Genomic DNA, 22,368 nt, shown 5'->3' on the forward strand with positions numbered 1-22,368 from the left:
CTCCACCCCTCCCAGGCTTCGGCCGCACGCCCCCGCGAGGCCGTGCGCGCCGGCGTCCCGGACAAGCCTCCACCTCGGACCCGCGCTTCCCTGTGACTCACCCCACCCCGAGGCCCCAGGGCCTGCCCGTCCTGGTTCGGCTCCCGGCCTGCATGAACACTCACCTTGAGCCCCGCCCGCGTCGAGCTGGGCGCCGGGCACGCCTTCGCCTCGGGTCCAGCCCTGCTCCGAGGCTCCGGGCGCGTGCTCGTCCCGCTCGGGCTGCCGGGGAGTGGCCGCCCCGGGCCAACCGCGCCCCCGGCGCTTCGGGCACACGCTCACCCAGGACTCGCCCCCACCCCGAGGTTCGCGTTTTCTCACCATCCTTCTGTACGGTCCCGTCGGTGGACATCACCGCTCGCGCCTGGATCGTCGCCGACTACGACACGGGGGAGGTGCTCGCGGAGCGGAACTCGCATCTGCGGCTGGCGCCGGCCTCCACGTTGAAGATGCTGTTCGCGGACACCCTGCTGGGGAAGTTCGCGAGGACGGAGCGGCACACCGTGCGGGCGCCGGAGCTGGCGAGCGTGCCGGAGGGGTCGAGTCTCGTCGGGATCAAGGCGGGGGTGACGTACAGCGTCGAGGACCTGTGGCACGGGGTGTTCCTGCGGTCCGGGAACGACGCCGTGCGGGTGCTGGCCGGGATGAACGGGGGGATCGAGCGGTCCGTCGCCGAGATGCGGGCCAAGGCCGCCGATCTCCAGGCGCTCGACACGTACGTGGTAAGCCCTGACGGGTACGACCACCCCCGGCAGTACTCCTCCGCCTACGACCTGACCCTGATGGCCCGCAGCGGACTCAGGAACGACGACTTCAGGGCGTACTGCGGGACGCGGACCGCGCGGATCGGCGGCACCGGTATCGAGAACACCAACCGCCTGCTGTGCGGCTCGCACGGCGTGAAGCCGTACGCCGGGATGATCGGCGTCAAGAACGGCTACACCAGCAACGCGGGCAACACGTTCACCGGAGCGGCGACGAGGAACGGGCGGACCCTCATCGTCACCGTGCTGCATCCGAAGAGCGGGCTCAACGCGGTGTACGAGGAGAGCCGGAAACTCCTCGACTGGGGCTTCACACAAGGGAGTTCGGCGAAACCCGTCGGCACGCTCGCCGACCCGCTCAGCGCGGGCGGGGCCAAGGTCTCGCACAACTCACCGCGCGGCGCGGGCGGTTCGGCGGGGACGGCGGTCGACGACGACAGCATGGGGTGGGCGCTGCCGGTCGGGGGCGTGGTGGCGGCGGCACTGTTCGGCGGGGTGTACGCGCTGCGCAACCGGCGGACGAAGAAGGCCACCTCTGAAACCACCCCTGAAACGAGCCCGGACAACAAGGCCGGCGACTCCAAGAAGCCTTCTCCCGAAGAGAGCTGAGCCACCGCCGCCACCGCCGGCCCCTTCGCCCCACCCCTGTACGACAGTCGCCCCACGACCCCGGTGCGCACCTCGCGATCCGCGAGGCCCACCCCCACCCGGTGCCGTGGGACGACTGCCCCCTCCCCCCTCGGAGTGGCCTACGGAACTCCCTCACTCAAGTGTGAAGTTCCCGTGGAGAAGAGTTGAGCATAGGTCCGCTAACCCCCGCAATAGGGTGGACTGTCAAATTCCGCTTGTGTGGACACGATCACCCCCGCCCCACGTACGGCATCCCCGTCGCCAGCACCGTCACGAACTGCATGTTCGCCTCCAACGGCAGCTCAGCCATGTGCCGTACGGTCCGCGCGACATCGCCGACGTCCATCACCGGCTCCGCCGCGACCTCCCCGTTCGCCTGGAGCACCCCCGCCCGCATCCGGTCCGTCATCTCGGTCGCCGCGTTCCCGATGTCGATCTGACTGACCGCGATCCCGTACGAACGCCCGTCCAGCGCAAGGGACTTGGTCAACCCGGTCAGCGCATGCTTGGTCGCGGTGTACGGCGCCGACTGCGGGCGCGGCGTATGCGCAGAGACGGAACCGTTGTTGATGATCCGCCCACCCCGCGGGTCCTGACCCTTCATCACCCGGTACGCCGCCCGCGCACACAGGAACGCCCCGTTGAGATTCGTGTCCACGACATGCCGCCACGCGTCGTACGCCAACTCCTCGAACGGCACACCCCCCGGCCCGAACGTCCCCGCGTTGTTGAACAACAGGTCCAACCGCCCCGGCACGGCACCGAAGACGCGCTCCACATCCTCCTCACGCGCCACATCGGCCCGCACGACCCGGCACCCGGCCTCCGGCACCAGCGCCGCAGTCGCCGCCAGCTTGTCTTCCGTACGTCCCGCCAACACCAACGACCAACCGGCCCGCGCCAGTTCGACGGCGACGGCCCGCCCGATACCCGAACCGGCACCGGTCACCACTGCGACTTTGGAGTCCATGCCTCCGAAGACTAGGCCGACACCCCGCTACGCGGACGGCGCCTCACCCGCCGGCGGCCAAGCGTCCCCCCACTGCACGTCCCGCGCCGCCCGGTACAACCCCCCATGCCGTTTGGTCACCGTCGTCCGCCCCAACTCCCCGTCCCCCGAACACAGTTCCAGCAACACCTGCCCCTTGCGAATCTGCGGCCGCCGCACCACCCGCGCACCGGCGGACGTCACCGGCACCCGGGTAGCCGCCACATACGCGAACTTCTCGTCCTCGTACGGCAGCGATCCCCCCTTGACCTGCCGATGCAGGGACGACCGGCTGACCCGTGCCGAGAAGTGACACCAGTCGCTGCCGGGGACGATGGGGCACGCCCCGCTGTGCGGACAGGGCGCGGCGATCCGGTAACCGCTCTCGATCAACGCGTCCCGCGCCTCGACGACCCGCGCGTACCCGTCAGGCGTCCCCGGCTCGACGATCACGACGGACGTCGCCCCGCTCACCCCGGCCAGCAGTGCGGCCCGGTCACCCGGCGTCAGCTCGTTGAGGACGTACGACACGGTCACCAGATCAGTACCCTCCGGCACCCGCAACGCCGCCCCGATCCGCGCCCGCTCCCAACGCACCCCGGACAACGCGGAGTTGGCAGCGGCGATCTCCCGCCCCAGGGCGAGCGCGGGCTCGGCCCAGTCCAGCACGGTCACCTCACGGGACCCCGGCCACACCGCCTGCACGGCCCAGGTCGCGGCGCCGGTCCCGCCACCGACGTCCACATGGCTGCCCGGCGTCCACTCCGGCACGGTCTCGGCGAACGCGTCCAGCGCCGAGCACACCGCCTCGAACGTCGCCGGCATCCGGTACGCGGCGTACGCGGCGACGTCCGCACGGTCCCGCAGGATCGGCGCGTGCGTCGGTGTCGCGCCCCGATAGCTGGCGATCAGCCGGTCCACCGCCTGGGCCGCCTGCCGAGGCGGCAGCCCATCGAGGAGCGAGTCGAGGGCGGTACGGAGGGATTCGGCCGAGTTCACACCCTGATTCTCTCAGGTCCCGCACGCACTCCGCTCCACACACCCCTCACACCCCGGCTCCCCGCGCAGCCCGAGCCACCCGGGTCCCCGCCCGAGCCCTCGGTCCGCTCCCACCCTGCCGCCGCCCCGGATGCACCGTGTTCGCCAGCATCACCAAGAACGTGTCCGTGGCCCGGTCCACCACCAACGACGTCCCCGTGAACCCGGTGTGCCCCGCGGCCCCCCGCCCCGCCAACTCCCCCATGAACCAAGCCTGATCGACGGCGAACCCCAGCCCCGGCGGATCGAGCAGCAACTCCACGTGATCGCTCCCGAGGATCCGCGCGGTCCCATAGGAGCCCCCGTTCAACAGCGTCCGGCAGAACACCGAAAGATCCCGCCCCGTGGAGAACAACCCGGCGTGCCCGGCCACCCCGCCCAACGCCCAGGCGTTCTCGTCATGCACCTCACCCCGGATCATCCCCCGGTCCACCTTCCCCCACGGCCGCCGCTGATCCTCGGTCGCCGCCGCCCCGGGACAGGGCCCGAAGTCGGTCGAGGCCATCCCCAGCGGCCGGGTGATCCCCTCATGGATCAGGACGTCGAGCGTCCGACCGGTGACCCGCTCCAGTAACTGTTGCAGCAACAGCATGTTGAGATCGGAGTACACGTACGACCCCGGTTCACTCACCGGCTCCTCCGCCCGCAGCACCGCGAGCCGCTCGGCGTCGTCCGCACACGCGTAGAGCGGCAGCTCGGGCCGGAACCCGGAGGTATGCGTGAGGAGCTGCCGGACGGTCGTCCCACCCCGCCGCACCCCGCTGAACCCGGGCAGAAACGCGCTCACCCGCGCATCGATCCCGAGCCGCCCCCGCTCGATCTGCTGGACAGCGGCGACGGACGTGAACAGCTTCGTCAGGGACGCGAGGTCGAACGGCGTCTCCGACGTCATCGGAACCCACTCGTCCGGCGGCAGCTCGACGGCCGTGACCCCGTCGTACGAGGCGAACCGCGACGCCCAGCCCACCGCCTCCCGCACCGCGACCACCGGCCCGCGCCCGGCGAACACGACCACGCCCGCCGCCCAGGGATGCGGACCGGCGGTCAGCGCGTGGACCTCGTCGACGAGCAGGCCCAGTTCCTCCGCGTCGAGGCAGGCACGGTCCGGGGTACCGGGTCGGAGTCTCGGCGCGTTCAGTTCTCGGCCCCCTCGGCATCAGCGCCGGCACCGGCACGGATCTTCCACGGACGGCACAGTCCCACAAAACATCCCACCGCCACCACGGACGCCACCACCTGCACGACCGCCATCGGCACTGCCGTGTGCTCCCCGGCGACCCCCACCAGCGGCGACGCCACCGCCCCGACGAGGAACGACGACGTCCCGAGCAGCGCCGACGCGGACCCGGCGGAGTGCTTGGTGCGCAGCAGCGCCAGCGTCTGCGCGTTCGGCAGACTCAGCCCCATCGCGGACATGAGAACGAAGAGAGCGATTGCCACGGGTACCAGCCCGACCTCCCCGAACACCCCGGTCGTCATCAGCAGCAGCGCGACCGACGCGGTGAGGCCGACCAGCAGCCCCGCCCCGAGCACCCGGTCCAGCCGCACCCGCCCGACCAGCACCTTCCCGTTGAGCTGCCCGACGCCGATCAGCCCCACCGAGTTGAGCCCGAACAGCAGGCTGTACGTCTGCGGCGAGGCCCCGTAGATCTCCTGGATCACGAACGGCGACGCTGAGATGTACGCGAACAGCGCGGCGAACGCGAACCCGCCGGTCAGCATGTAACCGGTGAAAGCGGTGTCAGCGAGCAGCCCCCGCATCGAGCGCAGCGCCTCACCCACCCCGCCCTCGTGCCGGTCGGCGGGCTCCAGGGTCTCCGGCAGCCTCGCCCACACCAGGGCCGTCAGCAGCACACCGACACCGATCAGGACGACGAACACGCCCCGCCAGTCCGTGAGGCGCAGGATCTGCCCGCCGATCAGCGGGGCCACGATCGGCGCGATCCCCGAGATGAGCATCAGCGTCGAGAAGAACCGCGCCATCGCGTCACCGTCGTACAGATCACGCGTCACCGCCCGCGCGATCACGATGCCCGCCGCACCCGCGAGACCCTGGACGAGCCGGAAGGCGACCAGTGTCCCGATGTCGGGGGCGACGGCGCAGAGAGCGGTTGCGACGACGTACACCACGAGCCCGGCCAGCAGGGGACGCCGCCGCCCCCACCGGTCGCTCATCGGGCCCACGACCAACTGCCCCAGCGCCATGCCCGCGAGGCACGCGGTGAGCGTGAGCTGCACGGTCGCGGCGGGGGCGTGCAGGGAGTCGGTGACCTCCGGGAGCGCAGGGAGGTACATGTCCATCGACAGCGGGGGAGTGGCGGTCAGCCCGCCCAGCAGCACGGTGACCAGCAGCCCCGTACGCCGCCGGGCGGCGAGAGCCGGTGACACGTCCCCCTGCGTCGCCTGAGATATCGGTGCCCCACCCTTGGGCATGTGCCCCTCCCTCTTCTCCCGGTCCGCCACCTATGCTCTCAGCTCGACAGAAGTGCTCGAACTGTGCGGACGGAAGCGTGGACCCGATGACGGCGGACAGCGTGCGGTGGGGAATCCTGGCGACCGGCGGAATAGCCGCCGCCTTCACGGCGGACCTCATCGATCTCCCCGACGCGGAGGTCGTAGCAGTCGCCTCCCGCACGGAAGACAGCGCGAAAGCGTTTGCCGAACGTTTCGGCATCCCTCGCGCGTACGGCGACTGGGCGTCACTCGCCGCGGACGACGACATCGACGTCGTCTACGTCGCGACCCCGCACTCCGCGCACCGAGCCGCCGCCGGACTCTGCCTGGAGGCGGGGAAGGCCGTCCTGTGCGAGAAACCCTTCACGCTGAACGTCCGTGAGGCCGAGGAACTCGTCGCCCTCGCCCGCGCGAACGACCGCTTCCTGATGGAGGCGATGTGGATGTACTGCAACCCGGTCATCCGCCGCGTCAAGGACCTGGTCGACGACGGTGTGATCGGCGAAGTCCGCACCGTCCAGGCCGACTTCGGCCTCGAAGGGCCCTTCTCCCCGACCCACCGCCTGCGCGACCCCGCCCAGGGCGGCGGCGCGCTCCTCGACCTCGGCGTCTACCCCGTCTCCCTCGCCCACCTCTTCCTGGGCGAACCCTCGGGCATCTCCGCCCGCGCGGCCCTCTCCCCGGAGGGCGTCGACCTCCAGACCGCCCTCTCCCTCTCCTGGGACTCCGGCGCGTTGGCCACCCTCCACTGCTCCCTCGTCGGCGGCACCCCCACCGCCGCCTCCATCACCGGCACCAAGGGCCGCATCGACCTCCCCTCCGGCTTCTTCCACGCCGACCGCTTCACCCTCCACCGCGTGGGCCGCGACCCCGAGGAATTCCCCCACGCCCCGTCCGACGGCCCCGCCAGCGGCCTCCGCTACGAGGCCCTTGAGGTCATGCGGGCGCTGCGAGCCGGCGAGAAGGAGTCGTCGCTGGTCCCCCTGGACGGCACGCTGGCCGTCATGCGGACACTGGACACGGTCCGGGGACAGATCGGAGTGCGGTACCCGGGGGAAGAAGAGTAAGGAGACGCCCCGCCTTAACCTGACCCCATGCCCACCAGAACCCCCGACGCGTCCCGCCGCAGCGAGACGTCCCGCCGCGCCATCTACGCCGCCGCTCTGAGCCTCGTCGCTGAGAACGGTTACACGAGGACGACCATCGAGGGCATCGCCTCCCGCGCCGGCGTAGGCAAACAGACCATCTACCGCTGGTGGGGTTCGAAGGCGGACGTCCTGCTGGAAGCGTTCCTGGACCTGGGGGAACGCCAGTCGAACGAACTGGACACCGAGAACACCTCCGCCCTCCCCGACACCGGCGACCTCTCCGCCGACCTCAAACTCGTCCTCCGCGCCACCATCGACAACCTCCTCGACCCCCGCTTCGACGCCCCCGCGCGAGCCCTCAGCGCGGAGGGCCTCATGGACGAGAACCTGGGCCGAGCCGTCGTCGCAAGATTGCTGGAACCCAATTTCGCCCTGTACATCACCAGACTCCGATCCGCGAGGGAATCAGGCCAACTCCGCCCGGAGATCGACCCCAGAATCGCCCTGGAACTCTTCACAGCCCCCATCGCCCAACGCTGGCTCCAACGCACAGGCGAACTGACCTACACCTACACAGACACGTTGGTCGACTACGCCCTACAGGGCCTAGCCCCCTCTCCCAACACAGCACACCCAATCTCCACGAACGCCGGTTGAGTGCCCACCAACTCAGCCACCGTCTCCGGCCACCGGCCGCGAAGGAGCCGAAGGGGCGCGTCGGTGTCGAGGACACGATCGCGCGGAGGCCCGAAGGGCTGAGCACGTTCGTGTCCTCGACACCGACTGAGGCGCCCCGCAGGCGAGAGAGCAAATGTCACGCGCCGGGCCAGCCCAACAACCACCGCCCACAAAAACCAAACCCCGCAACGCAGCCCCACAAAACCCACCCCCACCCCCACCCCGCCCCCTATGTCCCCACAAGCCCCCCGATTCCCCACCCGGCCAAGCCATAAGGCATGCTGTCCGCACCACAGTGACGCGAGGGGACAGATGAGCGCGGAGGCGATCGGCCGGAGCGGCCTGAGGGTCAGGCTGGGACAGTGGCTGCGCAAGGCCACCCCGGACACGGACACCGCCGCCGACAGAGCGAGCCTGCTGCTGGCCGCCGCGCAGGCCGGACTCCCGCTCGCCCCCGCCGCCCACCCGGCCCCCGGCTACCGCTGCTCCTGCGACCGGGTCGGCTGCCCCACCCCGGCCCGCCACCCGATCTCCTTCGCCTGGCAGACCCAGTCCACCACCGACCACGCACAGATCGAGCGCTGGGCCCACAACCAGCCGCAGGCGAACTTCATCACGGCGACCGGCACCACCCACGACGTCCTGGACGTCCCCCTGGCGGCCGGCCAGGACGCACTCCACCGCCTCCTCGCAGCCGGCGTGGACGTGGGCCCGGTGGCCGAGTCCGACGACGGCCGCCTCCTCTTCTTCACCCTCACCCGAGGCACCCCGGACGACGAGGACGAATGGTGGCCCTGCGAACTGGACTGCCACCCCGAGACGATGGACGAACACCCGGGCCTGCGCTGGCACTGCCGGGGCTCGTACGTCCTGGTCCCCCCGGCCCGCCTCCCCGGCGACGACGGCCGGTCGGTGCACTGGGTACGCGGCCCGGAACACCCCCTCCCGGACCCCCTGACCCTCCTGGAGCTCCTGACGGACGCCTGCGCGAAACACGCCCAGGACGAGACGAGCACCACTTGGCCCCTCAGGACCTGAGTACTACCTCGCCGGTACTACGGGACACCCCCAACCCCAAAGGGCTCACTCCCCCTTGGCCCCCGTCAGCCCCTCCACCCGGCTCAACAACGCCACCTTCCCGTCCCCGACCCCCTTCATCGGATCGACGGCGACCACGTTCGACACGAACTCCATCGTCAGCGACTGCTTGATCTCCCCGGTCGTCAACGCCTTCACACTCGCGTTCTGCGCCGGCACGGCCGTCCCGGCGGCAGCCGTCTGCTTCGTGTAGCTGTGCCCGGAGAAGAACACCAGCGCCCCACCGTCAGCGGTCCGCACCGCGATCGGCCGGTAGTCGCTGTCGTTCAACGCCTCGTCGATGTACTGCGTGGCGAGGCCGGGCCGAGTCGTCTTCTCCCGGTCCGCCCGCAGCGCACTGGTGAACGCCCCGTCGGCGAAGGCCCCCTGGCCGGTCTTCAGATACTCCGCGTACGCCGCGCTCAACCTGTCGGTGGAGACGGCGAGTTCGGGCGAGGAGGCCGGCACCTCCTCGACGTATCCCTGGGCGTCCCGCTTGAACTCGGGCAGCGCCCCCGGCGAGACCAACGTCAGGAACGCCGCCTGCCAGGGCTCGGCGATGTCGTTGCGCGTGAACGCCAGCAGCCACCGCTGCGCCCCGCCCTGATTGGCCCGCGCGTCGGCGACGAACCAACGCGGCCAGCCCGCCTTCCGGGGGATCGTGACCTGGACGTCCGACAGGGCCAGCGGCCGATGGTTCGGGTTCCCCCCGGGATCGGTGATCTTCCCGGCCTTCAGCCGCGCCGAGTCGATGACCCCCAGCGGTCCGGTCGTGTACACGGCGTCCAGCGAACTGTCGTACGCCTTGTCGGCCTTGTTGTACGCCGCCGTGAACTCCTGGACCGCCCGCACGGCTTCGGCCGGGGTGGTCGTCGGGACGATCTCACGTTCCCCGTGGACCACCACACAACCGCTCGCCGTGAGGGACACACCGGTCAGTACGACCGCTATGAGCGCGTTCCGGTCACGCCTGCGCAGCCTGATCATCAGGTGACTTCACCTTCCTCTTCCCGGAGGCGAACCCTACCGGGGCGAGGAAGAGCGCGAGCGTCGGGACCAAGTACAGGAGCCACACCGTGACTTGGAGGACGGTCGGATCGGGCTGGAAGTTGAGTACCCCCTTGAGCAGCGTCCCGTACCAGCTGTCCGGCGGAATGGTGTCGCTGATGTCGAACGCCAGCTTGTTCAGTCCGGGCACCCACCCGGCCTCCTGCAAGTCGTGGAACCCGTAGGCGAGTACGCCCGCCGCGACGACGACCAGCATCCCCCCGGTCCACGTGAAGAACTTCGCGAGGTTGATCCGCAGCGCCCCCCGGTAGAACAGCCACCCGAGCAGGACGGCGGTGGCGAGACCGAGTCCGGCCCCGACCAAGGGCCTCGGCGTCCCGTCCCCGGCCGCGTGCACGGACGTCCAGATGAACAGGGCCGTCTCAAGGCCCTCCCGCCCGACGGCGAGGAACGCGGTGGCGACCAGCGCGCCCGTCCCCATCGCGAGCGCCGCGTCCAGCTTGCCGTGCAGCTCGGCCTTCAGGTGCCGCGCGGTGCGCCGCATCCAGAACACCATCCATGTCACGAGCCCCACCGACACGATCGACAGCGACCCGCCGAGCGCCTCCTGCGCCTCGAACGTCAGCTCCTGGGAGCCGAATTCGAGCGCGGACCCGAACGCGAGGGCGATCACGACGGCCGTGCCGACCCCGAGCCAGATCGGCTTGAGCGCGTCCCGCCGCCCGGTCTTGACCAGATAGGCGATGAGGATGCAGACGACGAGACTGGCCTCAAGCCCTTCCCGCAGCCCGATCAGGTAGTTGGAGAACACGTCTACGCCCCCTTGCCTTCGAACAGGCTCCGGCCCCACCAGTCGTCCGCGTCCCGCACCCCCGGCGGCACCGCGAACACCCCCGAACCCACGTGCTGGATGTACTCGTTGAGCGCGTCGGTCGCCAAGTGCCCCTGGATCTTGATGAATCCCTCGCGCACGTCACGCTGGTACGCGAGGAAGAACAGCCCCGCGTCCAGCCGCCCGAGCCCGTCGGTGCCGTCGGTGAAGGAGTAGCCGCGCCGCAGAATGGTCGACCCCCCGTTGGACTCGGGGTGCGCGAGCCGCACATGCGCGTCGGGCTTCATCGCCTTCAGGAACGGCTCGTCGTGCTCCTTGGCCTTCCCGACCGGCGCCCCTTCGCCCTTGTCCCGCCCGAAGACGTCCTCCTGCTCCTGGAGGGAGGTCCGGTCCCACGTCTCGATGTGCATCCGGATCCGCCGGGCGACGAGATACGACCCACCGGCCATCCACGCCGGCCCGTCCTTCTCTGTCGCCCACACGAACTTGTCCAGCCGGTCCGTCTCCGTGCCCGCGATGTTGCGGGTGCCGTCCTTGAACCCCATGAGATTGCGCGGGGTCTGGGCGTCCGGAGTCGTCGACGACGTCTTCCCGAACCCGAGTTGGGACCACCGCACCACGACTTTCCCGAACCCGATCCGCGCGAGGTTGCGGATCGCGTGCACGGCGACCTGCGGATCATCGGCACAGGCCTGCACACACAAGTCCCCGTTGGACCGCGCCAAGTCCAGCGCCTCACCGGGGAATTGCGGCAGATCGACCAACGCCTCGGGCCGCTGCCCTGCAAGCCCGAACTTCGCGAACAACGACGGCCCGAACCCGATGGTCAGCGTCAGCCGCGAAGGCTTCAGCCCGAGCGCCTCGCCCGTGTCGTCCGGCGGCGCCTCCGCCAGCCCCCCGAACGCGCCTTCCCCGACAGCCTTCCCGGCGGTCATCCGCCGAGCCGCCTCGGTCCAGTCCTTCAACAACTGCACAAACTCCGCCCGGTCACCGGTGGTGACATCGAACGCGGCGAAATGCAGCCGGTCTTGTACGGCGGTCGCGATACCGGCCTGGTGGACGCCGTGGAAATCGACAGCGGTGTCGGGGTCGGCGGATCCGGTGTCGCCGGAGACCGCCACAGCGGCGGTACCGGCCGCCACCGCACCGAGCGCGAGCCCGGCGCCGCCCCACCCCAACAGGGCACGCCGCGAAGGGGATTCAGTCATCGCCGGACTCCTTACTTGACCACGGCCGCGGCGAGCTTGGAGAGCGGCTCGGCGAGTGCGTTCACCGCGTCCGACAGCTCCTTGCGCTGGGCCTCGGTCACCTTGTCGTAGGAGACGAAGTCGTAAGTCGCCTTGTCCGCGCGGTACTTGTCGAGGAGGGTGTTCAGCGCGGCGAACTGCTTGTCCAAATCGGCGACCAGGGAGGCGTTGTTCTTCTGGGCGATCGGCCGCAGCAGCGTGTACGCCTGCTGGGCGCCCTCGACGTTCGCCTTGAAGTCGACGAGGTCGGTGTGCGAGTAGCGGTCCTCCTCGCCGGTGACCTTGCCGGTGGCGACCTCGTCGAGGAGTTCCTTGGCGCCGTTGGCCATCGAGGTCGGGGTGATCACGGCGGTGCCGACGCGCTGCTGCCAGTCGGTGAGGTCGGTGACGAGCTTCGCGGCGAGCGCCTTCTCCTCGGCGCCGATCTTCTTGTCCTGCCAGAGGGCCTTCTCCAGGCGGTGCCAGCCGGTCCACTTCTGGCCCGGCTCCAGCCCGTCCGCGCGGGTGTCGACGAGCGGGTCGATGTCCCCGAACGACTCGGCGACCGGTTCCGTGCGCTCCCAGCCGATCCGGGACGGCGCGTACGCGGCCTGCGCGGCGGCGAGGTTCCCGGCCTGGATCGCGTCCGTGAAGACCTTCACCTTCGGCAGCGTCTCCTCGGCCTGCTGTTCCGCGTACTCGCGGTACTCGGCGACGGCCTTGTCGAGCCGGGGGTCGCGCTTCGCCGCCGACTTCCCGGTCACGGACAGCGCCTGGCGGATGCCCTTGCCCTTCATGCCGGGCTTGCAGGCGATCTGGTAGTCACCGGCCTTCACCTCGGCGGTCAGCCGCTGCTTGGTGCCCGCCCCGATGTTCTCCCGCTCCGAGACGATCCGGTCGTCCGGGAACAGCAGATAGACCTCGGTGACCTTCGACCCCTTGTTCTCGATGGCGAGTTCGACGTGCCCCGCCGAGATCTCCTTCTTCGACGTCTCACACTTGTCGTCCGTCGCGGTCACCTTCACGACACGGTCGCCGTCCTCGGCCCCGCTCTTCTCCGTGCAGCCCGTGACGGCGGTCAGGGCGGCGAGGGTCGCGGCGGCGGTGACGACGGTGAGTCTGGCGGCACGCATGCGGGCACTCCCGAGTGGCTGAAAAAGTACGTGACGGGGCTCACAAGGTTCAGTGAGGCTTGCCTAACTTAGCTCAGGCTTACCTAGGGCATACCCCTGCGCGCAGTGATTCACCTCTCAAAGTCGCCGTCCGGGAACGGGATGATCACGGTGACCTAAAACGGACGCAATGTGACCGTCAAGGGAACTTCAAAAGGCGCACAATCCCCCTATGTCGAGAGCCCGCCGTGAACTCCTCGGCCCCCGCGCCCTGGTCCTGGACGTCGAGAACCCCGCCGACCCCCCTCTCCGCTTCGAGTCGGCGGACGGCGGCAGAATCCTGCTCCGCCAGAATGGCCACCCCCGCCTCCTGGCCAAGGTCGAACAGGCCGGCCAAGGCGTCCACTTGACCCGCCTCGACGGCTACACCTCCCCGCTCCCCCCGATCGGCGCGGCACGCACACCACTCAACTGGCCCCACCAGTACGCGAGATGGCTGGAGGACTCCCCGAGCGGACCTCTCCACACCTCCCGCTGGCACCTGTACGACCGCGACATCTTCCCCCCGTACGTCTGGCACGCTCCCGACCTCGTCCGCACCTGGCCCGCCGCTCACCTCGACTGGTCCGCTCACGGCTGGCACGGCGTCGTCCCCCTGCGCCCCCTCTCCCCGCCGGACGCCCCGAGAGTCAAGGCGCTCCGGAAGCGGGCACGGGAGGGCACCCTCGCGCCGGTGCTCCTCTGGTGGGTCACGGCGTTGGACGGCTGGCTGCTGCTGGACGGCCACGACAGAGCGGTGGCGGCGCTGGAGGAGGGCGGGACGCCGCCGTGCGTCGTGCTGGCGAGGGTGTCGGACGAGGAGGACTGGCGGCGAGACGCGGCGGACCTGACGGAACATCACCAGCAGGCGCGGCACGGTGATTTGAAGCCACATCCTCACAGAGACGACCACCTCGCCCACGCCCTCGCCGCCCTCCCGTACGACGAAGCCCGCACCCGTTCCTGGCCACTCCCCGGCGGAGCCCTCGCCTGGGACCGAACGGCTGCCCGAGCGGTGTTTCAATTCCCGGGTGACTGATTACGACGTCCTCCGCGTCTTCTGCGCCCCCGGCGGAGGGTATGGCAACGAACTCGGTGTGATCCGGGACGGCTCACGGATACCCGAGCGGGAAGAGCGGCAGGAGCTGGCGGCCAAGCTCGGCTTCAGTGAGACCGTGTTCGTGGACGACCCGGAGCGCGGGGTGATCGACATCTACACCCCCTCCCTCCGCCTCCCCTTCGCCGGCTACCCCTGCGTGGGGACGGCCTGGCTCCTGGACGTCCCGGAGCTGGTGACCCCGGCGGGGGTCGTCGGCGCCCGGCTGGACGGGGAGTTCAGCTGGATCGAGGCCCGCGCGGAGTGGGCCCCGCCGAGAACGTTCCGCCAGTACGCGACCGCCGAGGAGGTCGACGACCTGCCGATACCCCCGCCGGGGGAGTGGATCTACGCGTGGGCATGGCTGGACGAGGCGGCCGGCCGCGTCCGCGCGCGAGCCTTCCCCGGCCGGAACGACGGCATCGACGAGGACGAGGCGACCGGCGCGGCGGCGATCCTCCTCACGGACCGGCTGGGCCGAGCGCTGAACATCACGCAGGGCGCGGGATCGCAGCTCCTCACCGCGCCGCAGCCGTACGGGTGGGTGGAGGTGGGGGGTCGGGTGTTTCTGGAACGGTGAGCGAAAGTCGTACGGGATGACTAGCGGGAGACCGGTCTGCGATCGAGGAAAAGGCGCGATACTGGGGGTGATCGCCCGCCTGGAGTGAGGAGAGCTCATGAGCGCGCAGTACGTCGAGTCGTCCCACCCGGGATTCCCCCCGCTCAAGACCGTGGCCGACATCCGGGCTGCTCTGAGGGAAGGCCGGGGATTCCCCGGTGACAAGGAGGACTTCGAGGTCGACCTCGCGCGCGCCCTGGACGCTTCCACGGCCGCCGACCTCGGCAAGGTCGCCGAAGTGATCGTCGACTACCGGGGCCGTATCCGGCTGTACTCGGACCCCGGGTTCGACGGTGCGCTCCAGGAGGGCCTCGAAATCGCCGCGAAGATCAAGAAGGGTGAGCTGGGTTGAGTCACGTGGTGGCCGTCGTGTCGGACGTGGCGGCGCAGCGGCTGGAACTGCTCGGCCCGGTGGCCCGACAGGCGGTCGAGGAGCTGCTGAAGGAGTTGGAGGCCACTCCGAGGCTCGGTGTCCTGCGGCGTGTCGGGGCCGGCGGACGCCAGGAGGTGTACAAGACCAAGCTCGAACCGCGCGAGGGGATGCCGGGTCTGGCCGTGGCCTACGTGTACCTTCCGGACCCACCCCCAGCAGCGGCCGTGATCATAGCGATCACCCCCGACGACCCGACCGAAGAGCCCTGGCTCTGACCCCCGCCCCACCCCTCACGCACTCACCGCGAACTCCTCCCCCAACCCCCGAAACACCCCGCTGTTCAACGCGAACGCCCGCTTGCACTCCCCCACGATCCGCTGCCTCTCCAACTCGTCCACCGGCACGGCATCCAGCAGCTCCCGGTACCCCCGCTTGAAGGCGGCCGGATTCCCGATCTCCTCGAAGACGTAGAACCGCACCCCGTCGCCCTTGCGCTCGAACCCCCACGTCCGCTCGGCCTTGTCGCGGATGATCTGCCCGCCGGAGAGGTCGCCGAGGTACCGGGTGTAGTGGTGGGCGACATACCCCCCGGCCCACTCCTCGGCGCACACGCGGACGCGATCCGCGTACACCTGGGTGGCCGGCAACGCGGAGAGCCCGTCCCGCCACCGAGGCCCTCGCAGATGCGCGAGGTCCCGCTCCAGCGCCCGCAGCCGCAGCAGCTCCGGCCGGACGAACGGCCCGGCGACGGGATCCCCGGCGAGCCGCTCGGCGCCCGCCTCCAGCGCCTCGTACACGAACCACAGCTGCTCGGTGTAGCGGGCGTACGCGTCGACGCCCAGCCGCCCGGCGAGCAGGTCGGACATGAAGGTCGAGGTCTCGGCCTCGACGTGCGCCTCGTGGGACGCGGTGCGGATGACGGTCGAGAAGGAGTCCATGTGGTCCACACCTTTTTGCCGACACTGTGTCGGTAAAAGCGTACAGAAAAAGACCCGGCCGGGGGAGAGGGCCGGGTCAGGGGTGGTTACGGCAGCGTCAGGATGTCCGCGCCGGTCTCCGTCACCACGAGCGTGTGCTCGAACTGCGCCGTCCGCTTGCGGTCCTTCGTGACGACCGTCCACCCGTCGTCCCACATGTCGTACTCGTGCGTCCCCAGCGTCAGCATCGGCTCGATCGTGAACGTCATACCGGGCTGGATCACCGTCGTCGCGTGCGGACTGTCGTAGTGCGGGATGATCAGCCCCGAGTGGAACGACGAGTTGATGCCGTGCCCCGTGAAGTCCCGCACCACGCCGTACCCGAAGCGCTTGGCGTACGACTCGATGACCCGGCCGATGATGTTGATCTGCCGGCCCGGACGGACGGCCTTGATGGCCCGGTTCAGGGACTCCCGCGTACGCTCCACCAGCAGCCGCGACTCCTCGTCCACCTCGCCGACCAGGTACGTCGCGTTGTTGTCGCCGTGCACGCCGCCGATGTAAGCGGTTACGTCGAGGTTCACGATGTCGCCGTCGCGCAGGACCGTCGAGTCCGGGATGCCGTGGCAGATGACCTCGTTGACGCTGGTGCACAGGGACTTCGGGAAGCCGCGGTAGCCGAGCGTCGAGGGGTAGGCGCCGTGGTCGCACATGTAGTCGTGCGCCACCTTGTCGAGGACGTCGGTCGTGACACCCGGCGCGATGTGCTTCGCCGCCTCCTCCATCGCCCGCGCCGCGATCCGGCCGGCGAGACGCATCGCCTCGACCGTCTCGGGCGTCTGCACCTCCGGGCCGGTGTACGGCGTCGGCGCGGGCTTGCCGACGTACTCGGGGCGCCGGATGTTCCCCGGGACGGAACGGGTGGGAGACAGCTCCCCTGGTACGAGCAGCGACTGGCCAGACATGACCACGAGTCTAACGATCGGGTATGAGGGACCATGTCGGTGGTGAGTCCGTCGGCGGAAACCGGTGAAAGGAGCCCTGTCATGGCCCTCTTCAAGAAGCGCACGGCCGGTAAACCCGGCGAGTGGTTCTACTGCCTGGAGCACAAGAAGGTCGAGGAAGGCCCCGACTGCCCCGGCAAGGACCGATTCGGCCCCTACGCCTCCCGCGAAGAGGCCCAGCACGCCATGGACACGGCCCGCGAACGCAACCTCCAGTGGGAGAACGACGCCCGCTGGAACGACGGCGCGGGCAAGGGCGGTGCGGCGGGCGACGGCAACGGCTGAAAGCGGTTACGGCAGATGGCCGAGGCCGACGCCGGGGCCCTTGCTGAAAGCGGTTACGACACCGTCGTCCCCGCCGTCTCCCGCTGCTCCCGCACCCGCAGCGCGTGGACGTCCGTCCGCGCGTCGTACCGCATCAGCGCCGGCAGGCACAGCGCGAGCAGCCCCACCGCGCCCACGCAGAGGACGCCGCCCGACCACATGGACGTCCGGATGCCGAACCACGCGGCGAAGGAACCGGAGCGGACCTGGCCGAGGGTCGGGCCGGCGGAGTAGGAGAGCAGCTCGATCCCGGCGAGCCGGCCGCGCAGCTCGTCCGGGACCGTCTGGTTCCACATCGCCGACCGGAAGATCCCGCTGACCATGTCGATCCCGCCGGCGACGGTCAGCAGGAGCAGCACCAGCCACACGTTCCCCACCAGACCGGCCCCCGCGACGGCCGCCCCGAACAGCGCGGACGTCAGCGCCACGACCGCCCCGTGCCGGTGCACCCGCGAGGTCCAGCCGCTCGTCAGACTCACCAGCAGCGACCCCAGCGGCAACGCCGAGTACATGAGGCCCAGCGCCCACGGCGCCCCCAACTCGTCGGCCAGGAACGGCAGGAGAGCCAGCGGCATCGCGAAGAACATCGCCGCGAGGTCCACCGCGTACGTCCCCAGCAGATCCTTGCGGCCCCACGCGTACCGCGCCCCCTCCAGGATCGCCGCGAGCGACGGCTCGGCCGCCTCGTGCGCCGCCGGGGACGCTGCGACGCCCGCCATCAGCAGCACCGACACCACGAACGTCACCAGATCCGCGCCGTACGCCCAGCCGAGCCCCGCGTAGGCCACCACGAGCCCCGCCAGCGCGGGCCCCGCGACCCCGCCGATCGTCCGCCGCAGCGAACTCAGCGCGGCGGCGGCCGGGAGGTGCTCGTGGGCGACGATCCGGGGCCACAGCGAGTCCAGCGCGGGCCGCTGGATCGAGGTGAGGACGGCGGTCAGCGCGGCGATCACGTACAGCGGCCAGATCAGCGGCGTCGGCAGCAAGGCGTTGCACAACAGGCCCGCGCTCAGCACCCCCTGCCCGGCCTCCGTCCACACGATCAGCTTCCGTTTGTCCACCGCGTCGGCCAGCGCACCCCCGTACAGCCCGAACACCACCAGCGGCACCAGTTCGACGGCCCCGATCGCCCCCACCGCCGCCGCCGACCCCGTCAACTCCTTGATCTGCACCGGCAGCGCGACGAACGTCAGGAAACTCCCGAACGACGAGACCAGCCCCGACAGCCACAGGAGCCGGAAGTCCCGGGAGGCGTGCCAGGGGCGGAGATCAGGGAGGAGGGCGGAGGGGGCCACGAGGGGACATGTTCAGGAAAAGGGCGCGGTGGGAGCAAACGGTTTTCCGCATGCGGGGCACGCCTCACCACGCCGCCGGCGGCGGAGCCGTCAGCGCCTCAGCCACCCTCGCCAGCCGGTCCCGGAACCGCTTGCGGCCCCGCCCCGGGACGACGGCCTGCTCCCCGGCGCCGGCGCTCACCAGATGCTGCACGGTGTCGAGATCCAGCTCGGCGCCCTCCGGCACGTCCAGCGTCTCGTGGGCCAGTGAGCCCAGCTCGCCGCCGCCGGGGCCGAGCGCGAGGACGGTCACCCCGGCCCGCCGGGCGGAGTGGACGCGCTCCAGGAGGGGGGCCGGCTCCGTAGGCGCCACCACGAGGAGCGTCTCCCCGCGCCGGGCCTGCTCGATACGGCCGGGGCCGACCGCGAGGTGCGCCGGGTCCGAGGTGCGCGCGCCGTGCCGGACCAGCGTCGGGGCCAGCTCGGGCGTACCGGACCAGGCGGCCTCGTCCACGAGGTGCGCCGCGAGGTGCCACGGCTCGTACTCCGGGGTGCCGACCAGCAGTAACCCGCCTCCGTGCGTCACCACCGACCCCCGTAGTACCTGGGAGAACCTCCGGGTCGTACTCATCCACTCGGTCCCGGCGAGCACTTCACGCAGCAAGGCGACACGTACGGCGTCCATGGGGGCGGATCCTGCCGCAGGCCGCCGGGGTCGGTCCGGGGTACTACGGATATTCACCCGTCCGGGGAGCGCGGGCGGGCCGCCCCCTACGGGTACTACGGGTATTACGGGTCTCGCCCCCGGTCAGGGACACCCGTCCGCCGCCCCACCCCGAAGTCGTAAAGTCGGCCCCATGACCTCTACGGACAGTGCACACAAGCCCACCCCCAAGGACCCCTGGGACCTCCCGGACGTCTCCGGACTGGTCGTCGGGGTGCTGGGCGGGACGGGCCCGCAGGGCAAGGGGCTCGCCTACCGGCTGGCGAAGGCCGGACAGAAGGTGATCATCGGCTCGCGGGCCGCCGAGCGCGCCCAGGAGGCGGCGGCCGAGCTGGGCCACGGCGTCGAGGGCGCGGACAACGCGGAGACCGCCCGCCGCAGCGACGTCGTCATCGTCGCGGTGCCGTGGGAGGGGCACGGCAAGACCCTGGAGTCCCTGCGCGAGGAACTCGCCGGCAAGCTGGTCGTGGACTGCGTCAACCCGCTCGGCTTCGACAAGAAGGGCGCCTACGCGCTGAAGCCGGAGGAGGGCAGCGCCGCCGAGCAGGCCGCCGCGCTGCTGCCGGACTCCCGGGTCGCCGCCGCGTTCCACCACCTCTCGGCGGTGCTGCTGATGGACCGGGAGATCGACGAGATCGACACCGACGTCATGGTCCTCGGCGAGGAGCGGGCGGACGTCGAGATCGTCCAGGCGCTGGCCGGGCGCATCCCCGGGATGCGGGGGGTCTTCGCCGGGCGGCTGCGCAACGCTCACCAGGTGGAGTCGCTCGTCGCGAACCTGATCTCCGTGAACCGGCGGTACAAGGCGCACGCCGGGCTGCGCGTCACGGACATCTGAGTGGATGGGGGACACTGGACGTCGTAGTACGCCGGTGTCCCCCGACAGGAGCCCATGGTCATGCCCCGCCTCGCCCTCTACACCCTCGCCGTCTGCCTGCTCGCGGTGGCGGCGGCCGTCGTCTCGTTCGTCCAGGGCAGTTTCCTGGGGATCGTGTGGGTGCTGCTCGCGGGTCTTTCGTCCAACATGACCTGGTACTACTGGCGGCGCGGCAAGGCCGAACGGCAGTCCGCCGCCGGTTAGCCCGCCGAGCAGAACTCGCTCTCGCCCTGCCAGAAGCGGTACAGCGACTGGCCGCAGTACGTCGAGAAGTTGTCGATGCCGAGGCCGCGCAGGATCGCGTCGATCACGTCGAAGAACCCGTTGTTGATCTCCGGCACCCACAGCACCGCGAACACGAACAGCAGGCCGAACGGCGCGAACGGCTCCACCTGGCGCTTCACGCTGTACGGCAGCCACGGCTCGATCACGCCGTAGCCGTCCAGGCCCGGCACCGGCAGGAAGTTCAGGAGCGCCGCCGTCACCTGGAGCAGCGCGAGGAACGCGAGCGCGAACCGGAAGTTCGCGGGGACGCCGTCCAGCGCGTCCAGCCAGAACGGCGCGGTGCAGACGACGGCGAACAGCACGTTCGTCAGCGGGCCCGCCGCCGAGATCAGGCTGTGCCGCCACCGCCCCTGGATCCGGTTCCGCTCGATGAACACGGCGCCACCGGGGAGGCCGATTCCGCCCATGATCACGAAGATCACGGGGAGGACGATGCTCAGCAGGGCGTGCGTGTACTTGAGCGGGTTCAGCGTGAGATACCCCTTGGCGCCGACCGTGATGTCCCCGCCGTGCAGTGCCGTCCGTGCGTGCGCGTACTCGTGCAGACACAGCGACACGATCCACGCCGCCGTCACGAACAGGAACACCGCCACCCCGGGCGTCTCCGCGAACCCCGACCACGTCGCCCACCCCGTGACCGCCGTGACCGCGAGTATGCCCACGAAGACCGGACTGATCCGCCGGTCGCTGTGGCGTGAGGTGGTGCTGGTCATGGGGTCGGGCTCCTGGGTCGGCGGGATGTTGGGTAGACCGTACAGGTGATGGGTGACGAAGAGGCTGAGAGCGGGTGGGGGGTTCTGGTAGTCGGTACTCTGAAAACGACTCGACCGGGGAGGTGCCGTGAGTATTACCGAGGACTGGGTGGCAGACGCCGTGGAGACCGTTCGGTTGCCCAGGCGGCTGCGACTCCGCCTGACCACGAACGGACTCACCTTGGTACCTGTCACGCAGGCGCACTTGACGACTCAGTTCCGTATTTTCGGCCAGATCGAGGCGCGGTTGCCGGGCTGGCGGGCGATCGGCGAGTTCAAGGTCCTGCCCGCGCGGGAGGGCTACTCGCCCGAACCGGACGCGTCGGCGCTTCCGGAGGAACAGTGGAAGTCGAACAGCAGCAGGTTCGACGAGGCGCTTCTCCCCTTCGTCGTCGAGGTGGTTTCTCCTGAGAGCACCGACCGGGACTACAGCACCAAACCAGCCCACTACGCGCAGCGTGGTATCCCCGCATACCTGATCGTCGATGTTCTCGCTGGTTCCTGGAAGCTCTTGACTCAACCGGAGGGCAGCGTCTATCAGTGCAGCACGTCCGGCCCTTTCGGTAAGGAGATCGAGATCCCGGTCGGCGAGCAGGTGCTCACTCTCGACTCCTCCCAGTTCGCGCGAGCCTGAAACCCGGAGGCGCGTCGGGGGCGTCCACAAGGACAATGGAGCCCGTGCGTTATTGCGTCCTCGGATCGACTCAGGTTCTCCGTCCCGACGGCACCGCGTTGGCGGTGGGCGGGGCGCGGTTGCGTGCGCTGCTGACGGTGTTGGTGCTGCGGGCGGGGCGGACGGTGTCCGTGGGGTCGCTGGTGGCGGAGGTGTGGTCGGGGGAGCCGCCGGCGGACGCGCACGGCGCGTTGCAGGCGCTGGTGGGGAGGCTGCGAAGGACGCTGGGGCCGGAGGCGATCGTCTCCGTGGACGGCGGATACCGGCTGGCCGTCGGTGCGGACGACGTCGACGTGTTCCGCTTCGAGCGGCTGGCCGGCGACGGCGCCCGCGCCCTGGCCGACGGTGACCCGGCGAAGGCGGCGGCGTCCGCCTGGAAGGAGGCGGGGACCTTCAGCTGCATGGTCTCGTCCGGACGCGGGCCCGCAGCCGGCTTCCGGGGCTCATCCCCCTGCCCCCGCCTGGTCACGACAGCGT

Annotated in this window: 25 protein-coding genes and 1 pseudogene; 13 read left to right on the forward strand and 13 right to left on the reverse strand. The window is 70.3% G+C overall.

Annotated elements, in window-relative coordinates; genetic code table 11:
• Positions 1-383 precede the first annotated feature (383 nt).
• On the forward strand, positions 384-1,412 hold the full coding sequence (locus ACVNF4_RS15865; protein ID WP_461803450.1) for a D-alanyl-D-alanine carboxypeptidase family protein: 1,029 nt from the start codon (positions 384-386) through the stop codon (positions 1,410-1,412).
• Positions 1,413-1,662: 250 nt separating this feature from the next.
• On the opposite strand, the gene ACVNF4_RS15870 is transcribed toward ACVNF4_RS15865, so the two are convergent.
• From ACVNF4_RS15870 to ACVNF4_RS15885, 4 genes are read right to left on the reverse strand one after another with little or no spacing between them, the layout of a single operon-like run.
• Positions 1,663-2,403: an SDR family oxidoreductase gene (locus tag ACVNF4_RS15870; protein WP_461803451.1), complete on the reverse strand. Its 741-nt coding sequence runs from the start codon at positions 2,401-2,403 to the stop codon at positions 1,663-1,665.
• Positions 2,404-2,430: 27 nt separating this feature from the next.
• On the reverse strand, positions 2,431-3,420 hold the full coding sequence (locus ACVNF4_RS15875; protein WP_461803452.1) for a small ribosomal subunit Rsm22 family protein: 990 nt from the start codon (positions 3,418-3,420) through the stop codon (positions 2,431-2,433).
• A 46-nt stretch (positions 3,421-3,466) separates the two neighbouring features.
• Complete coding sequence (locus ACVNF4_RS15880) at positions 3,467-4,597, reverse strand: serine hydrolase domain-containing protein (RefSeq protein ID WP_461803474.1); 1,131 nt, start codon at positions 4,595-4,597, stop codon at positions 3,467-3,469.
• On the reverse strand, positions 4,594-5,892 hold the full coding sequence (locus ACVNF4_RS15885; protein WP_461803453.1) for a multidrug effflux MFS transporter: 1,299 nt from the start codon (positions 5,890-5,892) through the stop codon (positions 4,594-4,596). The genes ACVNF4_RS15880 and ACVNF4_RS15885 overlap by 4 nt, the downstream gene beginning before the upstream one ends.
• A gap of 86 nt (positions 5,893-5,978) precedes the next feature.
• Between ACVNF4_RS15885 and ACVNF4_RS15890 the strand changes: the two genes are divergently transcribed.
• The 3 genes from ACVNF4_RS15890 to ACVNF4_RS15900 all read left to right on the forward strand — a co-directional run bounded on the left by ACVNF4_RS15890 (position 5,979) and on the right by ACVNF4_RS15900 (position 8,717).
• Positions 5,979-6,980, forward strand: coding sequence for a Gfo/Idh/MocA family protein (locus ACVNF4_RS15890; protein WP_461803454.1), 1,002 nt, complete (start codon positions 5,979-5,981; stop codon positions 6,978-6,980).
• A gap of 27 nt (positions 6,981-7,007) precedes the next feature.
• Entirely contained in the window at positions 7,008-7,658 is a 651-nt protein-coding gene (locus ACVNF4_RS15895) for a TetR/AcrR family transcriptional regulator (RefSeq protein ID WP_461803455.1), read from the forward strand.
• A 333-nt stretch (positions 7,659-7,991) separates the two neighbouring features.
• Complete coding sequence (locus tag ACVNF4_RS15900; RefSeq protein WP_461803456.1) at positions 7,992-8,717, forward strand: bifunctional DNA primase/polymerase; 726 nt, start codon at positions 7,992-7,994, stop codon at positions 8,715-8,717.
• Positions 8,718-8,762: 45 nt separating this feature from the next.
• Here the strand turns inward: ACVNF4_RS15900 and ACVNF4_RS15905 are convergent, their stop codons facing one another.
• The 4 genes from ACVNF4_RS15905 to efeO are packed head-to-tail and all read right to left on the reverse strand — an operon-like array spanning position 8,763 to position 12,955.
• Positions 8,763-9,743, reverse strand: coding sequence for a hypothetical protein (locus ACVNF4_RS15905; protein ID WP_461803457.1), 981 nt, complete (start codon positions 9,741-9,743; stop codon positions 8,763-8,765).
• Positions 9,721-10,575 (reverse strand): iron uptake transporter permease EfeU, encoded by an 855-nt coding sequence (gene efeU, locus ACVNF4_RS15910; RefSeq protein WP_461803458.1) that lies wholly within the window; start codon positions 10,573-10,575, stop codon positions 9,721-9,723. Before efeU ends, ACVNF4_RS15905 begins: the two co-directional genes overlap by 23 nt.
• 2 nt (positions 10,576-10,577) lie before the next feature.
• On the reverse strand, positions 10,578-11,804 hold the full coding sequence (gene efeB / locus ACVNF4_RS15915) for an iron uptake transporter deferrochelatase/peroxidase subunit (RefSeq protein WP_461803459.1): 1,227 nt from the start codon (positions 11,802-11,804) through the stop codon (positions 10,578-10,580).
• A gap of 11 nt (positions 11,805-11,815) precedes the next feature.
• Positions 11,816-12,955 carry an iron uptake system protein EfeO gene (gene efeO / locus ACVNF4_RS15920; RefSeq protein ID WP_461803460.1) on the reverse strand — a complete coding sequence of 380 codons (1,140 nt, stop codon included), beginning with the start codon at positions 12,953-12,955 and terminating at the stop codon, positions 11,816-11,818.
• Between the two features lie 211 nt (positions 12,956-13,166).
• Here efeO and ACVNF4_RS15925 point away from each other — a divergent pair, with 211 nt between their 5' ends.
• The 4 genes from ACVNF4_RS15925 to ACVNF4_RS15940 all read left to right on the forward strand — a co-directional run bounded on the left by ACVNF4_RS15925 (position 13,167) and on the right by ACVNF4_RS15940 (position 15,336).
• The gene (locus ACVNF4_RS15925; protein ID WP_461803461.1) at positions 13,167-14,012 is read left to right on the forward strand and encodes a hypothetical protein; all 846 of its coding nucleotides are present in this window, start codon (positions 13,167-13,169) and stop codon (positions 14,010-14,012) included.
• Positions 14,005-14,649, forward strand: a complete 645-nt coding sequence (locus ACVNF4_RS15930; protein WP_461803462.1) for a PhzF family phenazine biosynthesis protein — start codon at positions 14,005-14,007, stop codon at positions 14,647-14,649. The genes ACVNF4_RS15925 and ACVNF4_RS15930 overlap by 8 nt, the downstream gene beginning before the upstream one ends.
• Before the next feature lie 97 nt (positions 14,650-14,746).
• Entirely contained in the window at positions 14,747-15,040 is a 294-nt protein-coding gene (locus tag ACVNF4_RS15935; protein ID WP_461803463.1) for a DUF6247 family protein, read from the forward strand.
• Positions 15,037-15,336 carry a hypothetical protein gene (locus tag ACVNF4_RS15940; RefSeq protein ID WP_461803464.1) on the forward strand — a complete coding sequence of 100 codons (300 nt, stop codon included), beginning with the start codon at positions 15,037-15,039 and terminating at the stop codon, positions 15,334-15,336. The genes ACVNF4_RS15935 and ACVNF4_RS15940 overlap by 4 nt, the downstream gene beginning before the upstream one ends.
• 15 nt (positions 15,337-15,351) lie before the next feature.
• Here the strand turns inward: ACVNF4_RS15940 and ACVNF4_RS15945 are convergent, their stop codons facing one another.
• Both ACVNF4_RS15945 and map read right to left on the reverse strand, forming a co-directional pair.
• Entirely contained in the window at positions 15,352-15,999 is a 648-nt protein-coding gene (locus ACVNF4_RS15945) for a biliverdin-producing heme oxygenase (RefSeq protein WP_461803465.1), read from the reverse strand.
• 86 nt (positions 16,000-16,085) lie between these two features.
• Entirely contained in the window at positions 16,086-16,943 is an 858-nt protein-coding gene (map, locus tag ACVNF4_RS15950) for a type I methionyl aminopeptidase (protein ID WP_461803466.1), read from the reverse strand.
• 81 nt (positions 16,944-17,024) lie between these two features.
• Between map and ACVNF4_RS15955 the strand changes: the two genes are divergently transcribed.
• Positions 17,025-17,267 (forward strand): hypothetical protein, encoded by a 243-nt coding sequence (locus ACVNF4_RS15955; protein WP_461803467.1) that lies wholly within the window; start codon positions 17,025-17,027, stop codon positions 17,265-17,267.
• 53 nt (positions 17,268-17,320) lie between these two features.
• Here the strand turns inward: ACVNF4_RS15955 and ACVNF4_RS15960 are convergent, their stop codons facing one another.
• Both ACVNF4_RS15960 and ACVNF4_RS15965 read right to left on the reverse strand, forming a co-directional pair.
• Positions 17,321-18,601 (reverse strand): MFS transporter, encoded by a 1,281-nt coding sequence (locus ACVNF4_RS15960; RefSeq protein ID WP_461803468.1) that lies wholly within the window; start codon positions 18,599-18,601, stop codon positions 17,321-17,323.
• Positions 18,602-18,665: 64 nt separating this feature from the next.
• Complete coding sequence (locus tag ACVNF4_RS15965) at positions 18,666-19,265, reverse strand: hypothetical protein (RefSeq protein ID WP_461803469.1); 600 nt, start codon at positions 19,263-19,265, stop codon at positions 18,666-18,668.
• 172 nt (positions 19,266-19,437) lie between these two features.
• Here ACVNF4_RS15965 and npdG point away from each other — a divergent pair, with 172 nt between their 5' ends.
• Both npdG and ACVNF4_RS15975 read left to right on the forward strand, forming a co-directional pair.
• Positions 19,438-20,142 (forward strand): NADPH-dependent F420 reductase, encoded by a 705-nt coding sequence (gene npdG / locus ACVNF4_RS15970; RefSeq protein ID WP_461803470.1) that lies wholly within the window; start codon positions 19,438-19,440, stop codon positions 20,140-20,142.
• A 4-nt stretch (positions 20,143-20,146) separates the two neighbouring features.
• Positions 20,147-20,385, forward strand: a pseudogene (locus ACVNF4_RS15975) (hypothetical protein).
• Here ACVNF4_RS15975 and ACVNF4_RS15980 read toward each other — a convergent pair.
• On the reverse strand, positions 20,382-21,179 hold the full coding sequence (locus tag ACVNF4_RS15980; RefSeq protein ID WP_461803471.1) for a site-2 protease family protein: 798 nt from the start codon (positions 21,177-21,179) through the stop codon (positions 20,382-20,384). The pseudogene ACVNF4_RS15975 and the gene ACVNF4_RS15980 sit on opposite strands and share 4 nt — an antisense overlap.
• 127 nt (positions 21,180-21,306) lie before the next feature.
• Here ACVNF4_RS15980 and ACVNF4_RS15985 point away from each other — a divergent pair, with 127 nt between their 5' ends.
• Together ACVNF4_RS15985 and ACVNF4_RS15990 are read left to right on the forward strand one after the other, a co-directional pair.
• Positions 21,307-21,852 (forward strand): Uma2 family endonuclease, encoded by a 546-nt coding sequence (locus ACVNF4_RS15985; protein WP_461803472.1) that lies wholly within the window; start codon positions 21,307-21,309, stop codon positions 21,850-21,852.
• Between the two features lie 35 nt (positions 21,853-21,887).
• Positions 21,888-22,368 (forward strand): AfsR/SARP family transcriptional regulator (locus ACVNF4_RS15990; RefSeq protein ID WP_461803473.1); only part of this gene is annotated, 481 nt, incomplete at its 3' end.

Source organism: Streptomyces sp. S6, from assembly GCF_054880855.1.

Excerpts from the sequence above, each read along its gene's own strand:
- ACVNF4_RS15870 (WP_461803451.1), bottom strand. The coding sequence starts at position 2,403 with ATGGACTCCAAAGTCGCAGTGGTGACCGGTGCCGGTTCGGGTATCGGG.
- ACVNF4_RS15885 (WP_461803453.1), bottom strand. The coding sequence starts at position 5,892 with ATGCCCAAGGGTGGGGCACCGATATCTCAGGCGACGCAGGGGGACGTG.
- ACVNF4_RS15890 (WP_461803454.1), top strand. The coding sequence starts at position 5,979 with ATGACGGCGGACAGCGTGCGGTGGGGAATCCTGGCGACCGGCGGAATA.
- ACVNF4_RS15895 (WP_461803455.1), top strand. The coding sequence starts at position 7,008 with ATGCCCACCAGAACCCCCGACGCGTCCCGCCGCAGCGAGACGTCCCGC.
- ACVNF4_RS15900 (WP_461803456.1), top strand. The coding sequence starts at position 7,992 with ATGAGCGCGGAGGCGATCGGCCGGAGCGGCCTGAGGGTCAGGCTGGGA.
- ACVNF4_RS15905 (WP_461803457.1), bottom strand. The coding sequence starts at position 9,743 with ATGATCAGGCTGCGCAGGCGTGACCGGAACGCGCTCATAGCGGTCGTA.
- efeB (WP_461803459.1), bottom strand. The coding sequence starts at position 11,804 with ATGACTGAATCCCCTTCGCGGCGTGCCCTGTTGGGGTGGGGCGGCGCC.
- efeO (WP_461803460.1), bottom strand. The coding sequence starts at position 12,955 with ATGCGTGCCGCCAGACTCACCGTCGTCACCGCCGCCGCGACCCTCGCC.
- ACVNF4_RS15925 (WP_461803461.1), top strand. The coding sequence starts at position 13,167 with ATGTCGAGAGCCCGCCGTGAACTCCTCGGCCCCCGCGCCCTGGTCCTG.
- ACVNF4_RS15935 (WP_461803463.1), top strand. The coding sequence starts at position 14,747 with ATGAGCGCGCAGTACGTCGAGTCGTCCCACCCGGGATTCCCCCCGCTC.
- ACVNF4_RS15945 (WP_461803465.1), bottom strand. The coding sequence starts at position 15,999 with ATGGACTCCTTCTCGACCGTCATCCGCACCGCGTCCCACGAGGCGCAC.
- map (WP_461803466.1), bottom strand. The coding sequence starts at position 16,943 with ATGTCTGGCCAGTCGCTGCTCGTACCAGGGGAGCTGTCTCCCACCCGT.
- ACVNF4_RS15955 (WP_461803467.1), top strand. The coding sequence starts at position 17,025 with ATGGCCCTCTTCAAGAAGCGCACGGCCGGTAAACCCGGCGAGTGGTTC.
- ACVNF4_RS15965 (WP_461803469.1), bottom strand. The coding sequence starts at position 19,265 with ATGGACGCCGTACGTGTCGCCTTGCTGCGTGAAGTGCTCGCCGGGACC.
- npdG (WP_461803470.1), top strand. The coding sequence starts at position 19,438 with ATGACCTCTACGGACAGTGCACACAAGCCCACCCCCAAGGACCCCTGG.
- ACVNF4_RS15980 (WP_461803471.1), bottom strand. The coding sequence starts at position 21,179 with ATGACCAGCACCACCTCACGCCACAGCGACCGGCGGATCAGTCCGGTC.